Origin of the sequence: Kushneria avicenniae (assembly GCF_900112585.1) — a bacterium.
Taxonomy (GTDB): domain Bacteria; phylum Pseudomonadota; class Gammaproteobacteria; order Pseudomonadales; family Halomonadaceae; genus Kushneria; species Kushneria avicenniae.
In genome coordinates this window covers 486985-507261 of sequence record NZ_FOLY01000004.1, presented here as the reverse complement: position 1 = coordinate 507261, position 20277 = coordinate 486985, and the positions used below count along the sequence as shown (strand labels likewise).

22 protein-coding genes are annotated in these 20277 nt (G+C 63.5%); 9 read left to right on the top strand and 13 right to left on the bottom strand.

Going from position 1 to position 20277, the window contains the following annotated elements:
- Positions 1 to 288, top strand: coding sequence for a putative quinol monooxygenase (locus tag BM079_RS11530; RefSeq protein WP_090134132.1), 288 nt, complete (start codon positions 1 to 3; stop codon positions 286 to 288).
- An 87-nt stretch (positions 289 to 375) separates the two neighbouring features.
- Here BM079_RS11530 and BM079_RS11525 read toward each other — a convergent pair whose 3' ends face one another.
- Positions 376 to 1590, bottom strand: a complete 1215-nt coding sequence (locus BM079_RS11525) for a TraB/GumN family protein (protein ID WP_090134129.1) — start codon at positions 1588 to 1590, stop codon at positions 376 to 378.
- A 161-nt stretch (positions 1591 to 1751) separates the two neighbouring features.
- On the opposite strand from BM079_RS11525, the gene BM079_RS11520 reads away from it, so the two are divergent.
- A complete protein-coding gene (locus BM079_RS11520) occupies positions 1752 to 2129 on the top strand; it encodes a DUF2784 domain-containing protein (RefSeq protein WP_090134127.1) in 378 nt (125 codons plus the stop codon).
- On the opposite strand, the gene trkA is transcribed toward BM079_RS11520, so the two are convergent.
- From trkA to def, 6 genes are all read right to left on the bottom strand, one after another.
- A complete protein-coding gene (gene trkA, locus BM079_RS11515; protein ID WP_281243958.1) occupies positions 2126 to 3508 on the bottom strand; it encodes a Trk system potassium transporter TrkA in 1383 nt (460 codons plus the stop codon). The genes BM079_RS11520 and trkA overlap by 4 nt on opposite strands.
- A gap of 130 nt (positions 3509 to 3638) precedes the next feature.
- Entirely contained in the window at positions 3639 to 3845 is a 207-nt protein-coding gene (locus tag BM079_RS11510; protein ID WP_090134122.1) for a dodecin, read from the bottom strand.
- Positions 3846 to 3879: 34 nt separating this feature from the next.
- On the bottom strand, positions 3880 to 4542 hold the full coding sequence (locus BM079_RS11505) for a nicotinamidase (RefSeq protein ID WP_090134284.1): 663 nt from the start codon (positions 4540 to 4542) through the stop codon (positions 3880 to 3882).
- Positions 4543 to 4680: 138 nt separating this feature from the next.
- Positions 4681 to 6018, bottom strand: coding sequence for a 16S rRNA (cytosine(967)-C(5))-methyltransferase RsmB (gene rsmB, locus BM079_RS11500; RefSeq protein WP_090134119.1), 1338 nt, complete (start codon positions 6016 to 6018; stop codon positions 4681 to 4683).
- Complete coding sequence (fmt, locus tag BM079_RS11495) at positions 6015 to 6980, bottom strand: methionyl-tRNA formyltransferase (RefSeq protein ID WP_090134117.1); 966 nt, start codon at positions 6978 to 6980, stop codon at positions 6015 to 6017. The genes rsmB and fmt overlap by 4 nt, the downstream gene beginning before the upstream one ends.
- A gap of 82 nt (positions 6981 to 7062) precedes the next feature.
- On the bottom strand, positions 7063 to 7569 hold the full coding sequence (def, locus tag BM079_RS11490) for a peptide deformylase (RefSeq protein ID WP_090134115.1): 507 nt from the start codon (positions 7567 to 7569) through the stop codon (positions 7063 to 7065).
- Positions 7570 to 7728: 159 nt separating this feature from the next.
- Between def and BM079_RS11485 the strand changes: the two genes are divergently transcribed.
- The 5 genes from BM079_RS11485 to aroE all read left to right on the top strand — a co-directional run bounded on the left by BM079_RS11485 (position 7729) and on the right by aroE (position 12197).
- A complete protein-coding gene (locus BM079_RS11485) occupies positions 7729 to 8628 on the top strand; it encodes a hypothetical protein (protein ID WP_090134113.1) in 900 nt (299 codons plus the stop codon).
- Complete coding sequence (gene dprA, locus BM079_RS11480; protein WP_090134111.1) at positions 8621 to 9772, top strand: DNA-processing protein DprA; 1152 nt, start codon at positions 8621 to 8623, stop codon at positions 9770 to 9772. Before BM079_RS11485 ends, dprA begins: the two co-directional genes overlap by 8 nt.
- A gap of 42 nt (positions 9773 to 9814) precedes the next feature.
- Positions 9815 to 10390: an L-threonylcarbamoyladenylate synthase gene (locus BM079_RS11475; RefSeq protein WP_090134109.1), complete on the top strand. Its 576-nt coding sequence runs from the start codon at positions 9815 to 9817 to the stop codon at positions 10388 to 10390.
- A gap of 62 nt (positions 10391 to 10452) precedes the next feature.
- Positions 10453 to 11379: an oxygen-dependent coproporphyrinogen oxidase gene (gene hemF, locus BM079_RS11470; RefSeq protein ID WP_090134108.1), complete on the top strand. Its 927-nt coding sequence runs from the start codon at positions 10453 to 10455 to the stop codon at positions 11377 to 11379.
- Complete coding sequence (gene aroE / locus BM079_RS11465; RefSeq protein WP_090134106.1) at positions 11376 to 12197, top strand: shikimate dehydrogenase; 822 nt, start codon at positions 11376 to 11378, stop codon at positions 12195 to 12197. The genes hemF and aroE overlap by 4 nt, the downstream gene beginning before the upstream one ends.
- A 15-nt stretch (positions 12198 to 12212) precedes the next feature.
- Here the strand turns inward: aroE and BM079_RS11460 are convergent, their stop codons facing one another.
- Positions 12213 to 13004, bottom strand: coding sequence for a M48 family metallopeptidase (locus BM079_RS11460; RefSeq protein WP_090134105.1), 792 nt, complete (start codon positions 13002 to 13004; stop codon positions 12213 to 12215).
- Positions 13005 to 13119: 115 nt separating this feature from the next.
- On the opposite strand from BM079_RS11460, the gene BM079_RS11455 reads away from it, so the two are divergent.
- Together BM079_RS11455 and BM079_RS11450 are read left to right on the top strand one after the other, a co-directional pair.
- The gene (locus tag BM079_RS11455; RefSeq protein ID WP_090134103.1) at positions 13120 to 13992 is read left to right on the top strand and encodes an ATP-binding protein; all 873 of its coding nucleotides are present in this window, start codon (positions 13120 to 13122) and stop codon (positions 13990 to 13992) included.
- 84 nt (positions 13993 to 14076) lie between these two features.
- Positions 14077 to 14496, top strand: a complete 420-nt coding sequence (locus BM079_RS11450; protein WP_139215301.1) for a hypothetical protein — start codon at positions 14077 to 14079, stop codon at positions 14494 to 14496.
- Positions 14497 to 14543: 47 nt separating this feature from the next.
- Here BM079_RS11450 and BM079_RS11445 read toward each other — a convergent pair whose 3' ends face one another.
- From BM079_RS11445 to hisS, 5 genes are all read right to left on the bottom strand, one after another.
- On the bottom strand, positions 14544 to 15284 hold the full coding sequence (locus BM079_RS11445) for a hypothetical protein (protein WP_090134099.1): 741 nt from the start codon (positions 15282 to 15284) through the stop codon (positions 14544 to 14546).
- A gap of 107 nt (positions 15285 to 15391) precedes the next feature.
- Entirely contained in the window at positions 15392 to 16795 is a 1404-nt protein-coding gene (gene der, locus BM079_RS11440) for a ribosome biogenesis GTPase Der (RefSeq protein WP_090134097.1), read from the bottom strand.
- Positions 16796 to 16993: 198 nt separating this feature from the next.
- Positions 16994 to 18211, bottom strand: a complete 1218-nt coding sequence (gene bamB, locus BM079_RS11435) for an outer membrane protein assembly factor BamB (protein ID WP_245742994.1) — start codon at positions 18209 to 18211, stop codon at positions 16994 to 16996.
- Positions 18208 to 18876, bottom strand: a complete 669-nt coding sequence (locus tag BM079_RS11430) for a YfgM family protein (RefSeq protein ID WP_175489676.1) — start codon at positions 18874 to 18876, stop codon at positions 18208 to 18210. Before BM079_RS11430 ends, bamB begins: the two co-directional genes overlap by 4 nt.
- A 59-nt stretch (positions 18877 to 18935) precedes the next feature.
- Positions 18936 to 20252 (bottom strand): histidine--tRNA ligase, encoded by a 1317-nt coding sequence (gene hisS / locus BM079_RS11425; RefSeq protein WP_090134094.1) that lies wholly within the window; start codon positions 20250 to 20252, stop codon positions 18936 to 18938.
- Positions 20253 to 20277: the final 25 nt, after the last annotated feature.

The following is a 20277-nucleotide window of genomic DNA, read 5'->3' as shown; positions in this document are numbered from 1 at the left end:
ATGACCCTTGGGATTCTGGCGACCATAGATGCCAAATCGGGCGAGGAATCTCGCGTCGAGGCTGAGCTGACTAAAGTCGTCGCACCGTCCAGGGAAGACGATGGCTGTCTTTTGTATACCCTGACGCGAGACAGTCAGCAGCCATCACGCTTTATCATGGTCGAGCAGTGGCGGGATCGCGCCGCGCTCGATGCCCATATTGCCACCGAGCACTACAAGCAGATGGCGCAGACGCTTGAAAACGCCATTGAGCAGATGGAAGTGCGCGAGTACGACGTTCTGACCTGATCCCCTGACCTGATGTCAGGCTGGAGCTGCATGCCAGCGGGCGCCGTCACCGGGTGACGGCGCCTTTTTTATCCTGACGTTTCTGCATCAGCCAAACAGCTGCCCGGCGATACGCAGCCCGGCAATCCAGGTGGCGGCGGCCGAGCCTACGGTGGAGAGCAGAAACACCAGCAGTGTGCGCGCCACTCTGTTGCGCCACCAGCCGCGCCAGTGGCTGACATCGCGGCGCAGGGTGGAAAAATCACCCACCTTGGGCTTTCGCATATAGAGCTCGACGCCGGCGGTGACAAAGCCGACGCCAATGGTCGGGTTGAGCGACGTCAGCGGCGCCGCCACAAAGGCGGCCAGAATGGTCAGCGGATGCCCGAGCGCGATCAGGGCACCCAGGGCTGACAGCGTCGAGTTGATCAGCACCCACTCCACGACCAGCGACCAGCCAAGCCCGCTATCGCGGCTGAACCCTACGGCAAAGCCGGCCACCACCAGCGCCACGATCAGCCAGGGCAACAGTTTCAGAAGCCGTCCGGGCGGCGCGACGCTATCCAGCGCCTGACGCTCGTCAGTGACGGCGGGCAGGGCGGGGCGGTCGCTCTCCAGCTGGCGCAGATGTGCGCCCATGCCCTTGAGATGGCCGGCGCCGATCACGACCAGCACGCGACGGGTGCCGCCCTCGGGCAGTTGCTCGATGAGCTTCAGGGCCATGTACCGGTCGCGCTCCTCGATCAGCGGCGTATACAGCTGGCGGGACTGTTGCGCGAATTCGGTGAAGGTGGCCTCCAGCACGTCGCCTTCCTTGAGCCGCTCGATCTCTTCGCTGGAGACTTTCTGACGCGACAGGACGCTGCCGATCAGGCCCGACACGAGCGTCATGCGCTTGTACCAGGGCACATTGCGATAGACACGCTTGAGGGTCACGCCGATCTCGCGATCGATCAGATAGAGCGGCAGGCCGGCGTGTTGCGCCTCCTCGACGGCGGCCTTCATGTCAGCGCCCGGCTCGATGCCGGACTGCTCGGCCACACGCTGCTGAAAGGCGCCGAGCGCCAGGCTTGCCGCGACCATGCCGGCCTTCCCCTGGCGCAGTACCTGAAAGAGATCCAGTCTGGCGATGGCGTCGGGGTCGATCAGCCCCTGGTGGCGTGAGGCGCACAGCTCGATGGCTACGGCGTCATAATCGCCGGATCGAATCAGCTCACGCACCTCATCGGCACTGTCACGGGAAACGTGCGCAGTCCCCACGAGGGTCAGGTGTTGATCTCCGAACTCGAGGGCGTCGCGCGGACCCTGTCCTGGGTTGGGCATGGTGGCTCACAGGCTGGCGTCAATGACAATCGGCACGAGAAAGTGCCGCTACGGGATGGACCATTATCGCCGAAGCGCCAATGATGAACAAAAAGCAGTACTGAAGGACCGGGATGTGCCGGTATTGAGTATTACGACAATATTCTGCAGGGGGGCAAGCCATGCTGTATCGATTGGCGGCCGATGGAGTGCTCGTGATGCATCTGGCCTTTATTATCTGGGTGGTGCTCGGGGCGCTGCTGGTGCTGTGGCGACCGGCACTGGCATGGCTGCATCTGCCGGCGCTGGCCTGGGGCGTGGCGGTGGAGTTCAACGGCTGGCGCTGTCCGCTCACGCCGCTGGAAAACCTGCTGCGAAGCCGCGCCGGGCAGGCGGGCTTCGAGGGTGGCTTCATCGAGCACTACCTGCTCGGTGTGATCTATCCCGCCGGCCTGACGCCGGCGATACAGGTCTGGCTGGGGCTGGCAGCGTTTCTCATTAACCTGCCACCCTATGTGTGGCTGATCCATCTGCGGTGGCGGGCGCGAAAGCGGCGTTAAAAAAAGCTCAGGCCCACCTGGAAGAGACGCTCGACCTCCTTGAGGCGACGCTTGTCGACCACAAACAGGATGACGTGATCATCGGTCTGAATGGTGATGTCGCGATGGGCGATCATGACATCGCGCCCGCGCACGATGGCGCCGATGCTGACACCTTCCGGCAGTTTGACCTCGCCGACCGTACGGCCGACCACGCGGGAGGAGCGCGAATCACCGTGGGCAATGGCCTCGATGGCCTCGGCGGCCCCACGGCGCAGAGAGTGGACGTTGACGATGTCACCGCGGCGTACGTGGGTCAAAAGCCCGCCGATGGTGGCCTGCTGCGGTGAGATGGCAATGTCGATCTCGCCGCCCTGGACCAGATCCACATAGGCCGGGTTGTTGATCAGGGTTAGCACCTTCTTGGCGCCCAGGCGCTTGGCGAGCATCGAGGACATCACGTTGACCTCGTCATCGTTGGTCAGCGCGCAGAAGATGTCGCACTCCTCGATGTTTTCCTCCAGCAGCAGTCGCTTGCTGGTGGCGCTGCCGTGCAGCACCACGGTGCGTTTCAGATTTTCCGAGAGCTGGGTGCAGCGCTCCAGATCCTGTTCGAGAATCTTGACCTGATAGTCCTGCTCGAGCGTCTCGGCCAGTCGCTCGCCGATGTTGCCGCCGCCGCCGATCATGACCCGGCGAAAGCCCCGGTCCACGCGCCGAAGCTCGCCCATGACGGTGCGGATGTCCTTGCGTGCGGCGATGAAAAACACCTCGTCATCGGCTTCGATGACGGTATTGCCGCGCGGCATGATCGGCCGGTTGCGGCGGTAGATCGCGGCCACCCGGGTATCGACGTTGGGCATGTGGCGGCGCAGAAATGCCAGTTCCTGACCGACCAGCGGGCCGCCATAGTAGGCCTTGACCGCCACCAGCTGCGCCAGGCCGTTGGCGAAATCCAGCACCTGCAGGGCGCCGGGGTATTCGATCAGCCGGCGGATGTGATTGGTCACCACCTGCTCGGGGCTGATCAGAACATCGATCGGAATGGCGTCCTGAGAAAACAGGCCCTTGCTGGTCAGGTACTGGGTCGCGCGAACGCGGGCAATCTTGGTGGGCGTGCTGAACAGCGTGTGCGCCACCTGACAGGCCATCATGTTGACCTCGTCGGAGTTGGTCACCGCAATCAGCATGTCAGCGTCTTCGGCGCCGGCCTCCTTCAGGGTGATCGGATAGGAGCACACGCCCTGTACGGTTCTCAGATCAAGACGTGTGCTCAGATCGCGCAGACGCACGCTGTCGACATCCACTACGGTGATGTCGTTGTCTTCATGCGCCAGATGCTCGGCCAGCGTGCCGCCTACCTGGCCGGCGCCCAGAATGATGATTTTCATGACTGCGATCCGAAGGGTGATGGGACAGGATCAATGGCGCGGATGTTGGCACCAAATGGCGACCAGGGGAAGGGCGGAGCAGGGGTTGTCGGCGGCGGGAAAACAGAGCGGCAGCCGGAAGACGGCTGCCGCGCGGGGATCACTCGAGGGTGAAACCGACCTTGATGCTGACCTGCCAGTGACCGACAGCGCCGTTTTCGATGTGGCCGCGGGTCTCGGTGACCTGGAACCACTGCATGTTCTGAATCGTCTCGCTGGCCTTGGTCAGCGCGTTCTGGACGGCTTCCTCGATGCTGGTCTCGGAAGAGCCGGTCAGTTCGACAGACTTGTAGACATGATCGCTCATGGTGTTTTTTCCTTTAACGTGGCCCCTGTGCACTTCAGTCGTCAGGGGGGTCCATGGAGGTGGTATCGACGATCGCGATACCGCCGTGTTCCAGTCGCTGATACGTTGCGGTGTCACTGTCAAAGGACACCGGACGCGTCAGCGACCAGAGAAATCGGGTGTCAAAGCCCGCGGCGCGGGCGTCCTCGGCCGTCCAGAGCACACACACCTCTCGCGCCAGTCCGCAGACGGAGACCTCGGTCACGCCTCGCTCCTCAAGCCAGCCGGCAAGGCCGGTCGAGGGTCGGGTGCCCTTCGGGCCGAGGTTGTCACGAAAGGCGCTGTAGCTGTCCACGCGTGGGTCGCTGCCCTTGCGGATGATGACATCGGCCAGCGACCAGTCGAGACGCGTATCGAGTACGGCACCGGGCGTTGCCCGCACGCAATGATCCGGCCAGAGCGTCTGCATCTCGCCATAAAGATCGATCGACTCGAAGCTCTGAAGGTTGGCATGACTGCTGGCAAAGGAGATGTGACCGGCCGGATGCCAGTCCTGAGTCGCCACGATATGGCCGTACTCGCCGCTGATCATGGCCTGCTGAATCCCCTTGATGATTTCATGGCCCCGGCTGCAGGGCAGCGCCCCGCCGGGCATGAAATCCACCTGCATATCCACCACGATCAAAGCGCACTGATCGATCGGCGGCCTTTCGAACATATCGGGTTCGTGATGTGAGTGGGCCATGCAGCGTCAGGTATCCGGCAATCAGAATGACTTTCAGTATCGAAGGCGCCTGCCCATCTGACAAGCGCCAACGTGTGAAAGCTTGTTGCCGATGCGCGTCGAGGGCGTTTATCAGCCGGCGCGTTTTTCCAGCAGCGCATAGAAAAAGCCGTCGTGACCGTCGACGGTCGGCATCAACTGGCGGCCGTCACCGCTGGGCTGGCCCCAGTCGGCCGTGATCAGCAGGGCACGGGCATCGGCGGTGCGGGCCAGAAACGCCGTCATCTGATCGGCGTTCTCCTCCGGCAGCACCGAACAGGTGGCATAGAGCAGCCGGCCCCCCGGTGCCAGACGCTGCCACTGCGCGTCCAGCAGACGCGCCTGCAGGACGGCCAGTTCAGCGATGTCCTCTTCCCGGCGCAGCGCCTTGATGTCGGGATGGCGACGAATCACCCCGGTGCCCGAGCAGGGCGCATCCAGCAAAATGCCGTCAAAGGGGGTGCCGTCCCACCAGTCATTGTCGGTGGCGTCACTGGTCACCAGCGTGGCCGACAGCGTCAGACGAGCCAGCGTCTCGCGCACGCGCTCAATGCGGCCGGCATCGCTGTCCAGTGCGGTCAGCGCGCTGTCTGGTGCACGCTCCAGCAGGTGTGCGCTCTTGCCGCCCGGGGCGCTGCAGGCATCCAGCAGGCGCAGCGGCGTCGAAGAAGGCTCGAGACCATCAAGCAGCAGGGCCGCGGCCAGCTGGGCGGCTTCGTCCTGTACGCTGACATCGCCTGCCTGAAAGCCCGGCAGCTGGTCGACGTCACAGGGGGTGGTCAGCGTCAGACCGTCCTCGCTGAAGGCGCATTCCCGGGCGGCCAGGCCGGCACCTTCAAGTCGCTCGAGCCACGCGGTACGGGATTGATGCTGGCGATTGACGCGCACCGTCATGGGGCCGGGCACGTTATTGGCCGCCGCGATATCGCGCCACTGATCCGGCCAGGCCTTTTCGAGTCGGTCCAGCAGCCACTGCGGGTGCCAGTGCGCAACCGATGGGGTCTGCTCGACGGCAGTCAACAGTGTATCGCGTTCGCGGTCGGCGCGGCGCAGGCAGCCGTTGAGCACCCGGGTGGCCCACTCCTTGTTGAGCTCGCGCGCGCCGCCGGCGGTTTCTCCTACGGCCGCATGCGTCGGAATACGCATGTGAAAGAGCTGGTACAGCCCGATCAGCAGCAGGGCGTGGATGTCCTGGTCGCGCTGCTTGAACGGCGATTTCAAAAGTGTCGCGGCGATGGCCTCGAGCTGGGGCAGGGCGCGGCAGACGCCAAAGCACAGCGCCCGGTAGAGCCCGTGATCGCGCGGTGCGATCCCTTCGGGAACATCACTGGACAGGGCGCCGCGCTGATTGAGCACCAGTGCCAGCGCCCGGGCGGCATGGGCGCGCACGCCGAGGGCGCGTCCGGTCCTTGAGGCGCGTTGACGGCTCATTGTTTGACTCCCAGTCGTGTGCCGGGCGCGAACCGGTCGCGTCGGCTGTTGAGCAGTTCCTGGGCCGACAGTGCCTTGCCGCCCGGCAACTGGGCGGAAGTGATACGAAGTACCCCCTCGCCGCAGGCCACGCACAGGGCATCCGGCTCGGCCTCCAGCAGCTGACCCGGTGCGGCCTTGAGCTCGGCGCCGCGCGCCGCGCGTGCTTCTGCCCCCCAGATGCGCAGTGTCTCGTCGCTCAGGGTTGTCCAGGCCACCGGAAAAGGATTAAACGCCCGCACGCGCTGTGACAGCGTCGTCGCGCTTTGAGTGAAATCAAGCTGCGCCTCGGCCTTGCTCATCTTGGCGGCGTAGGTCACGCCCTCTTCAGGCTGGGGAATGGCCGGCAGCTGATGGTCGCTCAGGCGACCAAGCGCTTCGATCAGGGCAACGGCGCCCTGTTGGGCCAGCTGATCATGCAGCGTGGCGGCCGTGGTCGTGTCGTCGATGGGTGTGCGGGTCGTCAGCAGCATGTCGCCGGTGTCGAGTCCTTCGTCCATGGCCATGATGGTCACGCCGGTGTCGCGATCGCCTGCTTCGATGGCGCGCTGAATCGGCGCCGCACCGCGCCAGCGCGGCAGGAGGGAGGCGTGCACGTTGATGGCGCCCATGCGGGCAATATCGAGCACGGCGCGTGGCAGGATCAGCCCGTAGGCGACCACAACCAGGACATCGATGTCGGCCTCGATCAGCGGCGCATGGGTATCCGGCGTTTTCAGCCTTTCAGGCTGATGGACGGGCAGGTCATATTCCAGTGCCAGCGCCTTGACCGGTGACGGTGTCAGGCGGCGCCCGCGACCGGCGGGGCGGTCGGGCTGGGTGTAGACACACACCACCTCGTGATGGCTGTCGAGTAGCGCGCGCAGATGCTCGGCGGCAAAGTCCGGTGTCCCGGCAAAGGCGATGCGAAGGGGGCTGGGCATGGCATGGTCCTGAAAAACGTCAGCGCCCTGCTGGGGGCGCTGATGGTGATGATGGGCAGTCGGCGGTGACCGGTCGGCGGGTTCAGGAAGCCGCTTTCTGACGCTTGAGCATCTTCTTTTTGACCCGGTCGCGTTTGAGCGGCGAGAGGTAATCGACAAACAATACCCCTTCCAGATGATCCGCTTCATGCTGGATGCAGTGGGCCAGCAGACCGTCGGCTTCCAGCTCATAGGTCTTGCCGTTTCGATCCTGTGCCTTGAGATGTACTCGCAGGGCGCGGGGCACTTCGGCGTAGTATTCCGGAATGGACAGGCAGCCTTCCTGAAGCGGCTCACGTTCTTCGCCCAGCAGGGTGATCTCCGGATTGACCAGCGCCAGCGGCTGGTTTTTCTCTTCGCTGACATCCATCACGATCACGCGGCGATGGTCATCCACCTGTGTGGCGGCCAGGCCGATGCCCGGGGCGTCGTACATGGTTTCAAACATGTCATCGATCAGGCGGCGTACCTCATCGTCGACCTGCTCGACGGGCTGGGCGATGGTACGCAGGCGTTCATCGGGGTATTCGAGAATCGTCAGTAGAGCCATGTTCGTATCTGTTGTGGGGTCGTCGCCGGCAGGCCCTGACCGCATCGGGTCAAGAAAGCCGGTATGACGGCCGTAAATGCATGAATGGATTCACTCCGTATGACGCCTATTGTAGTGCGCAGGCGATGGCAACGGAACCGACAGCAGGGCCGGGATGACATGAAACAGCTTGAAAGGCGCCGCAGAGGCAGGCGTTCTGTTCGCGCGGCAGCGCTTGCGGCGCTGGCAACGGCCATGATGGCCGCCGTGGTGACCGACATCGATACCGCCCGGGCGGCATCGGCCGATGCCCAGGATACAACCGGTGGTCGGGGCGGCGTCGTGACCCTGTCGCCGCGGCTGCGCTTTCTGCCGCTGGAAACTCCGCATGACCCTGTGGATATTTCGGCCTGGTCGCAGGCGCTGATGAACTACCGCATCATCGAGGGCAGCCCTGAGGCGCCGCAGGCCTATGTGGTCAGCGGCAGCGAGGGGCGGTTGATCAGCGGTGCCGGGGATCAGGTGCTGGCGCGTCACGTTCAGGGCCGCCCGGGGCAGCGTTTTGGTCTCTATACGCCGGGCAAACAGCTCAAAAACGAGCAGGGCCGCGTGCTGGGGCAGGTCATGATTCGCCAGGGCGTGGCGCGTCTGGAACGACAGGGCACGCCGCTCTCAACGCTCACCGTTGAAAAGAGTCCGCATGAAGTCAGTCAGGGTGCGCAGCTAATGGCGCTCGATGACTGGGCGCCCCCGGCGCAGCTGACACCAGAGGTCGCGCCGGCCGGTATCCAGGGGCGAATTATCGATCGCCCCGGCGCCGGACGCATTGTGGGCCTTCGCGACATTGTGGTGATCGATCTGGGGCGTCATCAGGTCACGCCCGGCATGCGCCTTCGCGTACAGGGTGAAGCACAATCTGTTCCCGACCCGGTCACCAATGAGTCGCTGACGCTTGAAGGCGGGATCCTGGGCGAGTTGATGGTCGTGCGCACCCTCGAGCAGACAAGCCTTGCGCTGGTCACTCGCGCCGAGCTGCCCATGGCGACGGGAGATCGACTGGGAGCGCCTTTTGATGACTGAGATTACCCATCTGCAGACGCCTCATGAGTGGCTGGCGCTGTCGATGCTGCCGCGGGTCGGGGCGCGCCGGCTGATGACCCTTCGACAGGCCGCACCCGTCTGGCCCGAGGGCTGGCTGGCTCGCCTGCCCGCGGAGGCGGCGCAGATGATGCGTCACTATCTGCAGGTGCCCGGACAGGGGCCGCTGCACGCCAGGGTCGCGGCGGCCATGGCATGGCTGGAACAGGATGCGAGTCATCATCTGTTGACGCCGGACCATATGGCCTGGCCGGCTCTGCTCGAGGAGCTGCCCGACCCGCCGCCGGTGCTGTGGGCATGGGGGGCACTTGAGGCGCTGGCTCTGCCATCGCTAGCGGTGGTGGGCACGCGCCGGCCCACGCGTGAAGGGCAGGACAATGCCTGGCGACTGGCGCGTGACATGGCCGGTGCCGGCTATGGGGTGATCAGCGGGCTGGCGCTGGGAGTGGATGGCTGCGCCCATCATGGTGCGCTGGAAGCCCATGGTGCCACCGTGGCGGTGCTGGGCTGCGGTGTCGATGTGCTCTATCCGCGAACGCATGCCCGCCTGCGCCAGCAACTGCTGGACCAGGGCGGGCTGCTGCTGTCCGAGCACCCGCCGGGTACGCGGGCACATCCACAGCATTTTCCCCGGCGTAACCGGATCATTACCGGCTTGTCGCTGGGCGTGCTGGTGGTCGAGGCGGCCATGGCCAGCGGCTCTCTGGTGAGTGCAAGGCTGGCCACGGAGCAGAACCGGGAGGTCTTTGCGCTGCCCGGCTCGCTGCATAACCCGCAGGCGCGCGGCTGTCTGTGGCTGATTCGCGAAGGCGCCCGGCTGGTGACCTGTCTGGACGATATCCTTCAGGAGCTGCCAGAGCGCACCTGGCAGACCGGCAGTATTGCCCCGAAGGACCTCTCTTCACCACAGGCTCTGCCGGTAGCGTCCGGTCATGAGGCACCGGTTGATCCATCTGCACCGGATGACCCGCTGTGGCCGCTGCTTGATCATGATCCCGTGCCGGTCGATGCGCTGGTCGAGCGTACCGGCGAGCCCATCGCTGCACTACAGTCGCGCCTGCTCATGCTGGAGCTCGACGGCTGGGCCGCGCAGGTTGCCGGTGGCTGGGTCCGCAGGCTGGCATGAGATACACTGCCCCCCTGATTGGGGCAACGGTATTCAAGCAGCATGTCTTCACCTTCTGACTTCTCCCATGTTCAGCCGCCACTTGACGTCGCCGTCGATTATCTCGGCCAGGGTGGCGTCGTGGCCTATCCGACCGAAGCCGTCTGGGGATTGGGCTGTGATCCCGACAACACCGAAGCGCTGGAGCGTCTTCTGGCGCTCAAGGCGCGCGACCCGGCCAAGGGGTTGATTCTGATTGCATCAGGCATCGAACAGTTCGAGCCCTGGCTGGCTGGCCTGGATGATACGTATCTGTTGCGACTCAGGGCCAGCTGGCCCGGGCCGGTGAGCTGGCTGGTGCCGGACAATGGTCGGGCGCATCCGCTGGTGCGCGGTGAGCATTCCAGTGTGGCGCTGCGGGTCAGCGATCATCCTCTGGTGCGTGCGCTGTGCGACGCCTTTGGCGGCCCGCTGGTCTCGAGCTCGGCCAATCGGGCCAGCGAGGCTCCCTGTCTGAGCGCCGAAGCGATCAGGCAGGTGTTCGACGATCGGGTGCTCGTGGTGGATGGGCCACTGGGCGGGCGAACGCGCCCCAGTGAGATTCGTGATCTGCTGACCAACGACGTGCTGCGCGACTAGCCTTGCCTGCCTAAACGTTCGTCATGGCCGGGGCACGGTCATGACCCTGCTGGAGAGACACCGTGTCACATGCCTATCTCGAAAGGGTAAAACGCTACCTGCTGGACTTTCAGGATCGGCTCTGTCAGGCGCTGGCCGGGGCCGATGGCCACGCCGATTTCGTGGAAGATGCCTGGACGCGCGAGGATGGCGGTGGCGGCCGCTCCCGCGTGATGACCGAGGGCGCCGTGTTTGAAAAGGGCGGCGTCAACTTCTCGCATGTCTTCGGTGAAAACCTGCCACCTTCAGCATCGGCGGCCCGCCCGGAGCTGTCCGGACGCAGTTTTCACGCCGTCGGGGTCTCCTGGGTCCTGCACCCGAGCAATCCGCACCTGCCGACGACGCACGGCAACGTTCGTTTTTTCATCGCCGAAAAGGAAGGGGAGCCACCGGTCTGGTGGTTTGGCGGTGGCATCGATCTGACGCCGTACTATCCGGTGCTTGAGGATGTCATTCACTGGCATCGTACCATCCGTGACGCCTGTACTCCTTTCGGCGACGACGTCTATCTCCACTACAAGCGCTGGTGCGATGAGTATTTTTATCTCAAGCACCGCGATGAGACTCGCGGTGTTGGCGGGCTGTTCTTCGATGACGTCAACGAGGAGGGCTTCGAGCAGAGTTTTGCCTTCCAGCAGGCGGTAGCCGAAGCCTTCGTGCCCGCCTATCTGCCGATCGTCGAAAAACGCCGCGATACGCCCTGGGGGGAACGGGAGCGTCATTTCCAGAACTACCGACGCGGGCGCTACGTCGAATTTAACCTGGTGTATGACCGCGGTACGCTGTTCGGGCTGCAAAGCGGTGGCCGCACCGAATCGATTTTGATGTCGATGCCGCCGGTAGCGTACTGGGCCTATCAGTATCAGCCCGAAGAGGGCTCCCCCGAGGCCGAGCTGTACGCGCACTACCTGCATGCGCGCGAATGGCTCGAGGAGGTCGATCAGGCATGAGTGACGTCCCGCTTTACGCCGTGTTCGGCAACCCCATTGCGCATTCAAGATCGCCGCAGATCCATTCAGGCTTTGCCGAGCAGCTGGGAGATGCGGTGCGCTATGACGCGCGTCTGGCGCCGGTTGATGACTTTCAAGGCGGATGGCGCGCTTTTGTCAGCGAAGGGGGGCGTGGCGCCAACGTCACGGTGCCCTTCAAGCAGCAGGCAGCCGTACTGGCGGATCAATTGAGCGATCGGGCGCGACAGGCCGGCGCCGTCAATACGCTGATGGTTGGCGACAGCGGTGAGGTGATCGGTGACAACACCGATGGCGCCGGACTGCTGCTGGATCTTAAAAGGCTTGAGGCGCCCCTGGCCGATGCGCGCATTCTGGTGCTGGGGGCAGGCGGTGCCGTACGTGGCGTGCTTGGCCCCCTGCTGGCGACCGGACCTTCTGAGCTGGTCGTTGCCAATCGAACGGTAGAAAAGGCCACGGCGCTGGCCGAGCTTTTCGATGCGATGGGCCATATACGTGGCTGTGGGTTTGAGGCGATCGAGGGCACTTTTGATCTTGTGATCAATGCCACCAGTGCCAGCCTTGCCGGTGCGCTGCCGCCGCTGCCCGAGATTCTTTTCAACGAGGGGGCGCTGGCCTACGACATGATGTATGGCGCCACACCGACCGTCTTCCTGCAGTGGGCGCAGCGCCACGGCGTGCGCTGTGTGGACGGGCTCGGTATGCTGGTCGGTCAGGCGGCTGAATCCTGGTATCTCTGGCGTGGTACGCGCCCTGATACCACCCCGGTACTGGAAGCGTTGCGGGCCGATCTTCGCTGACCGGCCCGCCTGTGGTCAGGAGTTGAGACTGGCGCAGCTGGGGTTGTGGCCTGCCGCATGGGCCTGCTCGGAGAGCTTGATCGCGCTCTGCATACGGCCTTCAAGGGCTTCACTGCGGGCCCCGTTGTTGGGATGGGTCGAGGCCCATGCCGGCGGTTCGCCCTGCGAGGCGGCGGCCATGTTCTGCCACAGATTGATACTGGCTTTCGGGTCAAAGCCGGCCCGGGCCATCAGATCCAGACCCAGCAGGTCGGCTTCACTCTCCTGGCGGCGGGAATAGGGGAGCAGGACCCCATACTGGGCGCCGGCACCCAGCAGCTGGCCCAGCGCATTGCTGCCGGTCACGGATTGCACCACGCCCACGCCTGTGCTGGTCAGTGACTGGGTCGAGGTGCGTTCATTGGCGTGGTTGGCCAGCACGTGGGCCATTTCATGGCCGACGACTGTCGCGATCTGGTCCTGATTTTTGGCAACCTTCATCAACCCTGTATTGATGACGACGTAGCCGCCGGGCAGCGCAAAGGCATTGGGTTCGTCATCCTGATAGACCCCGACGGTCCACTTTGACGGGCCCTGTCCTTCTGGCAGCGTGTCGATAATGGCATCGGCAATACAGGTCACATACTTTCCGTCACGGCCGGTGGCCTGTTGGTGACTCTGGCGATACTCCTCGAAGGCCTGCTGGCCCTGCTGATCGATTTCACTGCTGTCAAACAGCGACAGCTGGGAACGTCCCAGTGGTGAGGTGGTGCAGGCACTCAGGCCAAGGCTCAGGGTCAGTGCACTCAGCACGGTCTTGCGCATCATGGACGGCCAAACTCCTGTAAGGATTCAACGGGCCCGACTGGACGTGCGCCGAAGGGGCACGCCAGGATAGCGGGGTCATGGTCACATGACAGCATAACCTGATGCGGAGCCATACATGAATGAGCAGTTGAGCACACGTCTTTTGAATCTGCTGGACCGGCTGGAACCTCTGTTGCCGCCCGAGCAGGCGCCTATCGACTGGTCATGTGATATTGCCGCTCTCTGGCAGCGTCATGCGCTGGGCGGGCGGCTGACGCCGGTTAAGCCGCGCGATAGCGTCAGTGTGTCGGAACTGATCGGCATCGAGACCCAGAAAAGGGCGCTGGTGGATAATACCCGTACCTTCCTGCGCGGGCGCCCGGCCAACCATGCGCTGCTGTGGGGCGCGCGAGGCACCGGCAAGTCGTCGCTGATCCGGGCGCTGATCAATGATCTGGCCGGCGAGGGGCTGCGCCTGATTCAGGTCGACCGACATGATCTGGTGGGGCTGCCGACGCTGGTGCAGACACTTCGAGGCAGCGACTATCGCTTTGTCGTCTACTGTGACGATCTCTCCTTTGAAGGCAGTGATGATGCCTACAAGGCGCTCAAGAGCGTGCTGGACGGCACCCTGACCGGGCCGCCGGACAACGTGTTGCTCTATGCCACCTCCAACCGTCGTCATTTGCTGCCCGAAAGCATGAGTGACAACAGCGATACACAGGTCGTGGGCGGTGAGATCCATCACGGTGACGCCGTCGAGGAGAAGATTTCGCTGTCGGATCGTTTCGGGCTGTGGCTGTCGTTTTATCCCTTTGACCAGGACACCTACCTTCAGACCTGCGCGCACTGGGTGGCGCATCTGGGCGGACAGTTTGATGCGGCAGCCGAGGCCGAGGCGCGCCGCTTTGCGCTGTCCCGCGGCGTACGCAGCGGCCGCGCTGCCTGGCAGTTCGCCATCAGCTGGACCGGACGCGAGCCCACGATCGATAGCTACTCGGCCGACTAAATCCGAACTGAACGCCTTTGATGCTGACGTCGTGTGTGCGGTGATCGATGCCATACTTGGTTTTCAATCACAGGGAGTAGCGCGATGAGAACAATGATAACCATCGTTATGGGGGCACTGCTGCTGACGGGGATGGTTACGGTCCCGGCCATGGCGGCCTCGGCCGACGGCCAGGACAGTCAGATGGCCCATGACAACGAGGCGAGTGCTTCAACCCGGGGTGAGCGTCTCTCCGGCAGCGCCATTCGTGACACGGTCATGGGTCATCGGGTGACCGGTGCCATGGCCGATGGCAGTCGATACAGCGAGGTCTATCGCGTCGATGGCACCATTGAGGGGGAAAACTACACTGGTCAGGCCACCATCGAGGGCGACCGGATGTGTCTTGACTATGGCAGTGGTGAGACCACCTGCTATCAGGTGCAAAGGACAGGCGACAACCGCATCGAATGGCTGCTCGACAATGAAGTGGTCGGCGAGGGCACGCTCAGTGACGTTGAATGAGACGATCTGAACGTATCGAGGAAAACCGGCGCCGGCGCGCCGGTTTTTTATGGGGTCGTGACCTGATTCTGGTTGGCCGGCGAGGTGGACGACGGTTCGGAGGCTGGCGCTACGCTGTTCGCTGATGCCGGGTTTGCAGATGCCGGATCTGAAGAGATCGTGCCCGGAGAAACTGGAAGTCCCGGCGTGCTGCGCTGCTCCGAGGGTCCCGAAATATCGAGCGTAATGGTCGGCGCCGGTATCAATCGGGCCATGTCGCTATCCAGCCGCGGTGTCAGCGACAGGGTACTGCCGGGGGGGAGTTGCTTTTGGTTGGCCAGCTGCTGTGCCAGCGCCAGCAGCTTCTGGTTATAGGTCGTACCTTCCCGCTCGGGCGTGTCAGGGAAAAGAGCTACCGGCAGGCGCAGGGTGGTCGCTTCTCCGCCGCGAAGGGCCACGGGGTCATCCACGTCGCCGCTGACCGGCTCTGCTCCGGGCACCATGAGCTGCCAGGCATAACCGGCCAGATTGATATCGGGTGCGGCGTCGGGCGGCGTCAGCGACAGGGGCAGTTCCAGGCTGACCGGTATGCCGGCCATATCAAGTCCGGCCCGGGCCAGTGCCGTGGGTTCCAGCGTCAACGCATCCACGGGCACCGCCCATCGGCCGATCCGAACGTTTTCCACGCCCATCGACTGCAGCGCGAGCCGCCCCAGCATGAAGCTGGCCTGTGGCAGAACAATGCACCCAGCCAGTGACAGGACGGCCAATAGCTGGACCGGGCGATATCGACACTTTGCCTGACGCATTATGAACTCCCATCATGCAGGCGCTGAATGAACGCCTTCTGATGCAAGTCTGACCTAGAACCACCGAAAAGTCATACCAGGTCTTTGAAGGGCAGGGATTCAAGCCTTCAGCGCCGGTTCTTGCGCGCTTCCCGGGTGCGCGAGAGCTGGCGGGCCTTGGCCTTTTCACGGTCGCTGGCGCCGCTGTTCTTGTCATAGGGATTGTCGCCGGAGCGGAATTCGAAGCGGATCGGTGTGCCGCGAACCTTGAGCACCTTGCGGAAGGTATTGATCAAAAAGCGCTTGTAGGCGTCGGGCAGGGCGTCGGTCTGATTGCCGTGCACCACGATCAGTGGCGGGTTGGCGCCCCCCTGGTGGGCCATGCGCAGCTTGATGCGCCGGCCGTTGACCAGCGGGGGCTGATGTTCACTGACCGCGTCCTGCAGCAGTGTGGTCAGGCGGTTGGTCGACCAGCGGGCCGTGGCCGAGGCGAAGGCCCGCTCGATGGAGGGGTAGAGATCGCCCACGGCGGTACCGTGCAGCGCCGAGATGAAGTGAAGATCGGCGTAGTCGGCAAAGCCCAGTCGGCGCTTGATGTCGGCGCGCATCTTTTCGCGCGCTTCCTGCTCGAGGCCGTCCCATTTGTTGACGGCCAGCACCAGCGCGCGTCCGGTGGTCAGCACGTAGTCCAGCAGATGCAGGTCCTGCTCGACCAGTCCGGTGCGGGCATCGAGCACCACGATGGCAACGTTGCACTCCTTGATGGCGTCCAGCGTCTTGATGATCGAGAACTTCTCCGCCGCCAGGCTGACATTCTTGCGACGTCGAATGCCGGCGGTGTCGATCAGCACGTAGGGTTTGCCGCGACGCTCAAAGGGGATCTCGATGGCATCGCGCGTGGTACCGGCCTCATCAAAGACCACCACGCGCTCCTCGCCCAGCAGCCGGTTGACCAGCGTCGACTTGCCCACGTTGGGACGCCCGACCACGCCGATGCGAATGCCGTTGGCGACCAGATCCGGATGTGTTTCTTCACTGACCTCCGGAAAGGGCTCGAGCACATGCTCGATCAATGTCGTGACGTTGCGCCCGTGGGAGGCCGCAATGGGGTGCGGGTCGCCCAGCCCCAGCGCCCAGAAATCGGCGGTGGCGATCTCCTCCTGCAGGCCGTCACTCTTGTTGACCACCAGCCAGGTCTTTTTCTGATTGATGCGCAGGTGATTGGCAATGGCCTCATCGGCAGGCATGACGCCGGCGCGGGCATCCACCATGAATAGCACGATATCGGCTTCGTCGATGGCCAGTAGTGACTGCTCGGCCATGGCTGCATCAATGCCCATCTCGTCACCGCTGATCCCGCCGGTATCGATGACTGTATAGGGTTTTTCCCCCAGTTGACCGTTGCCATAGTGGCGGTCGCGGGTCAGGCCGGGGAAGTCGGCAACGATGGCATCACGCGAGCGCGTCAGGCGGTTGAATAGCGTGGATTTGCCGACATTGGGTCGGCCGACGAGTGCGATAACGGGATTCATGAGGGTCCTGCACAATAGAGGGAGCGGTCTGTCGGCTTGAGAGAGGACAGCGTGGATACCGTCCGTCCTGATCAGGCCATTGTAACCCGAAAGGCGTGGGGATTCGAAACGTGTGACGGAGGGTAGTGTCCGATGCCACGAGCGGGCCCTGCGGCATATACCGCAGTGCCCGCCGTGATCGCACTGTCGATAACGGCGTTACTGCTTGCCGATGTCGTTGAGCGCGTAGGCGATCAGTTCGCCGTCGTTGGTCAGTACATAGACATGCTCGCCATCGGTCAGCGGCGTGATGCTGATGCCGTCGCCGCCCGGATGGGTTCGGCCTTCCTGCTCACCGCTGCGGGCGTCGATGACGTGCAGATAGCCCTGGTAATCGCCGACCACCAGCTTGTTATCGACAAAGATCGGCGCGCTCAGCGAGCGGCCTTCCAGCGCGTCCTGGTTCCAGATGACGCGACCGTTGTTGGCATCCAGCGCCATGATATGGCTGTCGGCCGTAACGGTGAAGAGATAGTCTCCCACCAGTACCGGCGTATGATAGCTGGACTGCTCCCGATCCCAGATCGGCTGGCCGTTGCGGGCATCGAGTGCCATGACGCGACCGTTATAGCTGGTCACGAACAGCCGTCCATCCTGAGTGAGGACCGGCTGGCCATCGAGGTCTACCAGTTGCTCGACCTCGGTGCGCCCCTGGGGAACGGCCACGCGAAGATCCCACAGCTGCTGGCCGCTGCGGTTGTCGAAGGCGGCCAGACGACCGTTGGCAAAGCCGGCGAAGGAAACCGGGTCAATGGTGCGCGGCGCGCCGGTGCCACGCAGGGTCAGCGCTGGCTGGGAAGAGGCATACAGCCACTGCTGATCGCCGGTAAAGCGATCCAGCGCCGTCAGCGTGCCATCCACACTCTGTACCACGACCTGACCACTGTTGAGCTGTGGCGGGGCAATCACTTCACTGGATACGCGCGAGCGCCAGACGATATCGCCGTTGTCTTCGCCGAAGACAATGACCTCACCGTTGCGGGTGCCGGCATAGAGCTGGCCGCCGTCTGCCGTCAGGCCGCTGGAAATGGGTGTTTCCAGATGCTTCTCCCATTTGACCTTTCCGGTCTCGCGGTTGATGGCGCGGATATTGCCTTCGGCATCGCTGGCATAGAGCGTATCGCCCGAGATGGCCGGCGTGATCGGGTAGCGCGCCTGCGTCAGCGAGCCGATGCCCTGAGACCAGAGCCCCTGAACGTTGACGCTCTGATCTATGCTGGTCAGCTCGCGCGGCTGGGTGCCGGTCTGAACGTTGCCCGAGCAGCCGGCCAGTGCCAGCAGCGAAGTGGCGCACAGCAGCGCGCCCAGCGGTTTGGCCATCAGCGCGAACCGCCTGATGCCCGCAGATGAAGAAGAGCCGTTTTCAAGCGTGCTCATGAAGCCTCCTGAGGCGCCAGATCATCGAGTTTGAGTTGTATCCCGGAGAGCTCCTGATTGTGCTCACGAGCCAGATTGACAGCCTCCTGCCAGGCACTTCGAGCCTCTGCGGGATGGCCCAGCGCCAGCTGAATGTCGCCGCGGATGTCGGCGGCGCGGGCGGCCATGGCTTCGGGGAGGTTGAGACCGTCAAGCGTGTCAAGGGCCTCGTCGGCGTGATCCTGACCCAGCTGGACGCGGGCCAGCTCCAGACCCGACAGCGCTCGGATCTCGTCGCGGTCGCTGCTCTGGCGTACGCTGTCCAGTGCCTGCTCGGCGGCCGACAGATCATTGCCGTCCACGGCCAGGCGTGCCTGAATCATGCCGGCAAGATCGGCATACAGCGTGCCGCCGTGCTGGTCGCGAATGGCATCAATAATGCTCTGTGCCGCCTGGCGGCCGTTATCATCGAGGCTGTCCTGCGAGGTCAGCTGGATCAATTGCTGATACTGAAGCGAGGCGGCCTCGGACTGGGCCTGCTGGTGGTCCTGCCACCAGTGCCAGGCAAAAAGAGCGGCTGCGGCAATGATGATACCGCCCAGAATCGGCTTGGCGTAGTTGTGCCAGAGCCGTTTGGCCGCTGCCAGCTGATCGTCTTCCTCGTGGATGTTCAACTGATCCGCCACGTGCGGCACTCCTGTAGGTTGGGTCTCATGACGGTTTTGGTCCGGCCATCAATCAGGCGCTAGAGCCGGGTCGACAGGCCACTGTCTGCCGGGCGTTCATCGATCCAGCGTTCAAGGCGATCGATCAGTGCCTCGGGCGCCAGCTGCTGCTGGGGCTCTTCTCCGCGCAGATCCTTGAGCGTAGCAGTCCCGGCGGCAAGCTCATCCTCGCCCAGCATGACAGCAAAACGGGCACGGCTCTTGTCGGCCTTCTTGAGCTGGCTCTTGAAGCTGCCGCCACCGCAGTGTACCTGTACACGCAGACCGGGCAAGCGGCTGCGAAGGGTTTCACCCAGTACCAGCAGTGGCGTGTCGACGCTTTCCCCCTGGCCCATCAGGTAGACATCAAGGATGTCCTCGGCGGCTTCGGGCACCAGTTGCAGGGTTTCCAGCAGCAGAATCAGCCGCTCGACACCCATGGCAAAACCGACCGCCGGGGTGGCCTTGCCGCCCAGCTGTTCGACCAGACCGTCATAGCGCCCACCGGCACATACGGTGCCCTGGCTGCCCAGCGCGGTGGTGGTCCATTCAAAGACCGTGCGGCTGTAATAGTCCAGCCCGCGGACCAGACGCGTGTTGATGACATAGTCAATCCCCAGCGCGTCCAGCCTGTGCTTGAGACCTTCAAAATGCGCGATCGATGCGTCATCGAGATGGTCGATAAGCTTCGGGGCCGCCTCGATCAGCGCCTGCATGTCGGGATTCTTGCTGTCGAGAATACGCAGCGGGTTGCTGTCAAGGCGCCGACGAGCGTCCTCGTCGAGCTGATCCAGATGCGCATTGAAGTACTCAACCAACGTGGCGCGATAGGCATGACGTGCTTCAAGCGAGCCCAGCGAGTTGATCTCGAGCTGCACATGATCGATCAGGCCCAGCGCGCGCCACAGGCGTGCCGACAGCGCGATGGCCTCGGCATCGATGTCCGGCCCTTCAAGGCCGAAGATTTCCACACCTACCTGATGAAACTGGCGATAGCGGCCCTTCTGAGGGCGCTCATGACGAAACATGGGGCCGGCATACCAGAGCCGATGAGTCTGATTATGGAGCAGCCCGTTTTCGATGGCGGCGCGCACCACCGAGGCGGTGCCTTCCGGACGCAGGGAGAGACTGTCACCGTTGCGATCATCAAAGGTATACATCTCCTTTTCGACGATGTCGGTCACTTCCCCGATCGAGCGCTTGAACAGGGCGGTCTGCTCGAGCACCGGGGTGCGCATTTCCAGATAGCCGTACTGGGCCATGAGCTGGCGCACGTGCTGCTCGAAGTACTGCCAGAGCGGCGAGCGCTCGGGCAGCAGGTCATTCATGCCTCGGATGGCCTGTAATTTACTGGACATTGATGGTTGATCGCTGCATTTCAAA

Excerpts from the sequence above, each read along its gene's own strand:
- BM079_RS11510 (WP_090134122.1), bottom strand. The coding sequence starts at position 3,845 with ATGAGCGATCATGTCTACAAGTCTGTCGAACTGACCGGCTCTTCCGAG.
- fmt (WP_090134117.1), bottom strand. The coding sequence starts at position 6,980 with ATGCCCAGCCCCCTTCGCATCGCCTTTGCCGGGACACCGGACTTTGCC.
- der (WP_090134097.1), bottom strand. The coding sequence starts at position 16,795 with ATGAATCCCGTTATCGCACTCGTCGGCCGACCCAATGTCGGCAAATCC.
- dprA (WP_090134111.1), top strand. The coding sequence starts at position 8,621 with ATGACTGAGATTACCCATCTGCAGACGCCTCATGAGTGGCTGGCGCTG.
- BM079_RS11450 (WP_139215301.1), top strand. The coding sequence starts at position 14,077 with ATGAGAACAATGATAACCATCGTTATGGGGGCACTGCTGCTGACGGGG.
- BM079_RS11455 (WP_090134103.1), top strand. The coding sequence starts at position 13,120 with ATGAATGAGCAGTTGAGCACACGTCTTTTGAATCTGCTGGACCGGCTG.
- rsmB (WP_090134119.1), bottom strand. The coding sequence starts at position 6,018 with ATGAGCCGTCAACGCGCCTCAAGGACCGGACGCGCCCTCGGCGTGCGC.
- def (WP_090134115.1), bottom strand. The coding sequence starts at position 7,569 with ATGGCTCTACTGACGATTCTCGAATACCCCGATGAACGCCTGCGTACC.
- aroE (WP_090134106.1), top strand. The coding sequence starts at position 11,376 with ATGAGTGACGTCCCGCTTTACGCCGTGTTCGGCAACCCCATTGCGCAT.
- BM079_RS11530 (WP_090134132.1), top strand. The coding sequence starts at position 1 with ATGACCCTTGGGATTCTGGCGACCATAGATGCCAAATCGGGCGAGGAA.
- BM079_RS11475 (WP_090134109.1), top strand. The coding sequence starts at position 9,815 with ATGTCTTCACCTTCTGACTTCTCCCATGTTCAGCCGCCACTTGACGTC.
- BM079_RS11485 (WP_090134113.1), top strand. The coding sequence starts at position 7,729 with ATGAAACAGCTTGAAAGGCGCCGCAGAGGCAGGCGTTCTGTTCGCGCG.
- BM079_RS11505 (WP_090134284.1), bottom strand. The coding sequence starts at position 4,542 with ATGTTCGAAAGGCCGCCGATCGATCAGTGCGCTTTGATCGTGGTGGAT.
- hisS (WP_090134094.1), bottom strand. The coding sequence starts at position 20,252 with ATGTCCAGTAAATTACAGGCCATCCGAGGCATGAATGACCTGCTGCCC.
- BM079_RS11445 (WP_090134099.1), bottom strand. The coding sequence starts at position 15,284 with ATGCGTCAGGCAAAGTGTCGATATCGCCCGGTCCAGCTATTGGCCGTC.
- BM079_RS11520 (WP_090134127.1), top strand. The coding sequence starts at position 1,752 with ATGCTGTATCGATTGGCGGCCGATGGAGTGCTCGTGATGCATCTGGCC.
- BM079_RS11460 (WP_090134105.1), bottom strand. The coding sequence starts at position 13,004 with ATGATGCGCAAGACCGTGCTGAGTGCACTGACCCTGAGCCTTGGCCTG.
- BM079_RS11525 (WP_090134129.1), bottom strand. The coding sequence starts at position 1,590 with ATGCCCAACCCAGGACAGGGTCCGCGCGACGCCCTCGAGTTCGGAGAT.
- bamB (WP_245742994.1), bottom strand. The coding sequence starts at position 18,211 with ATGAGCACGCTTGAAAACGGCTCTTCTTCATCTGCGGGCATCAGGCGG.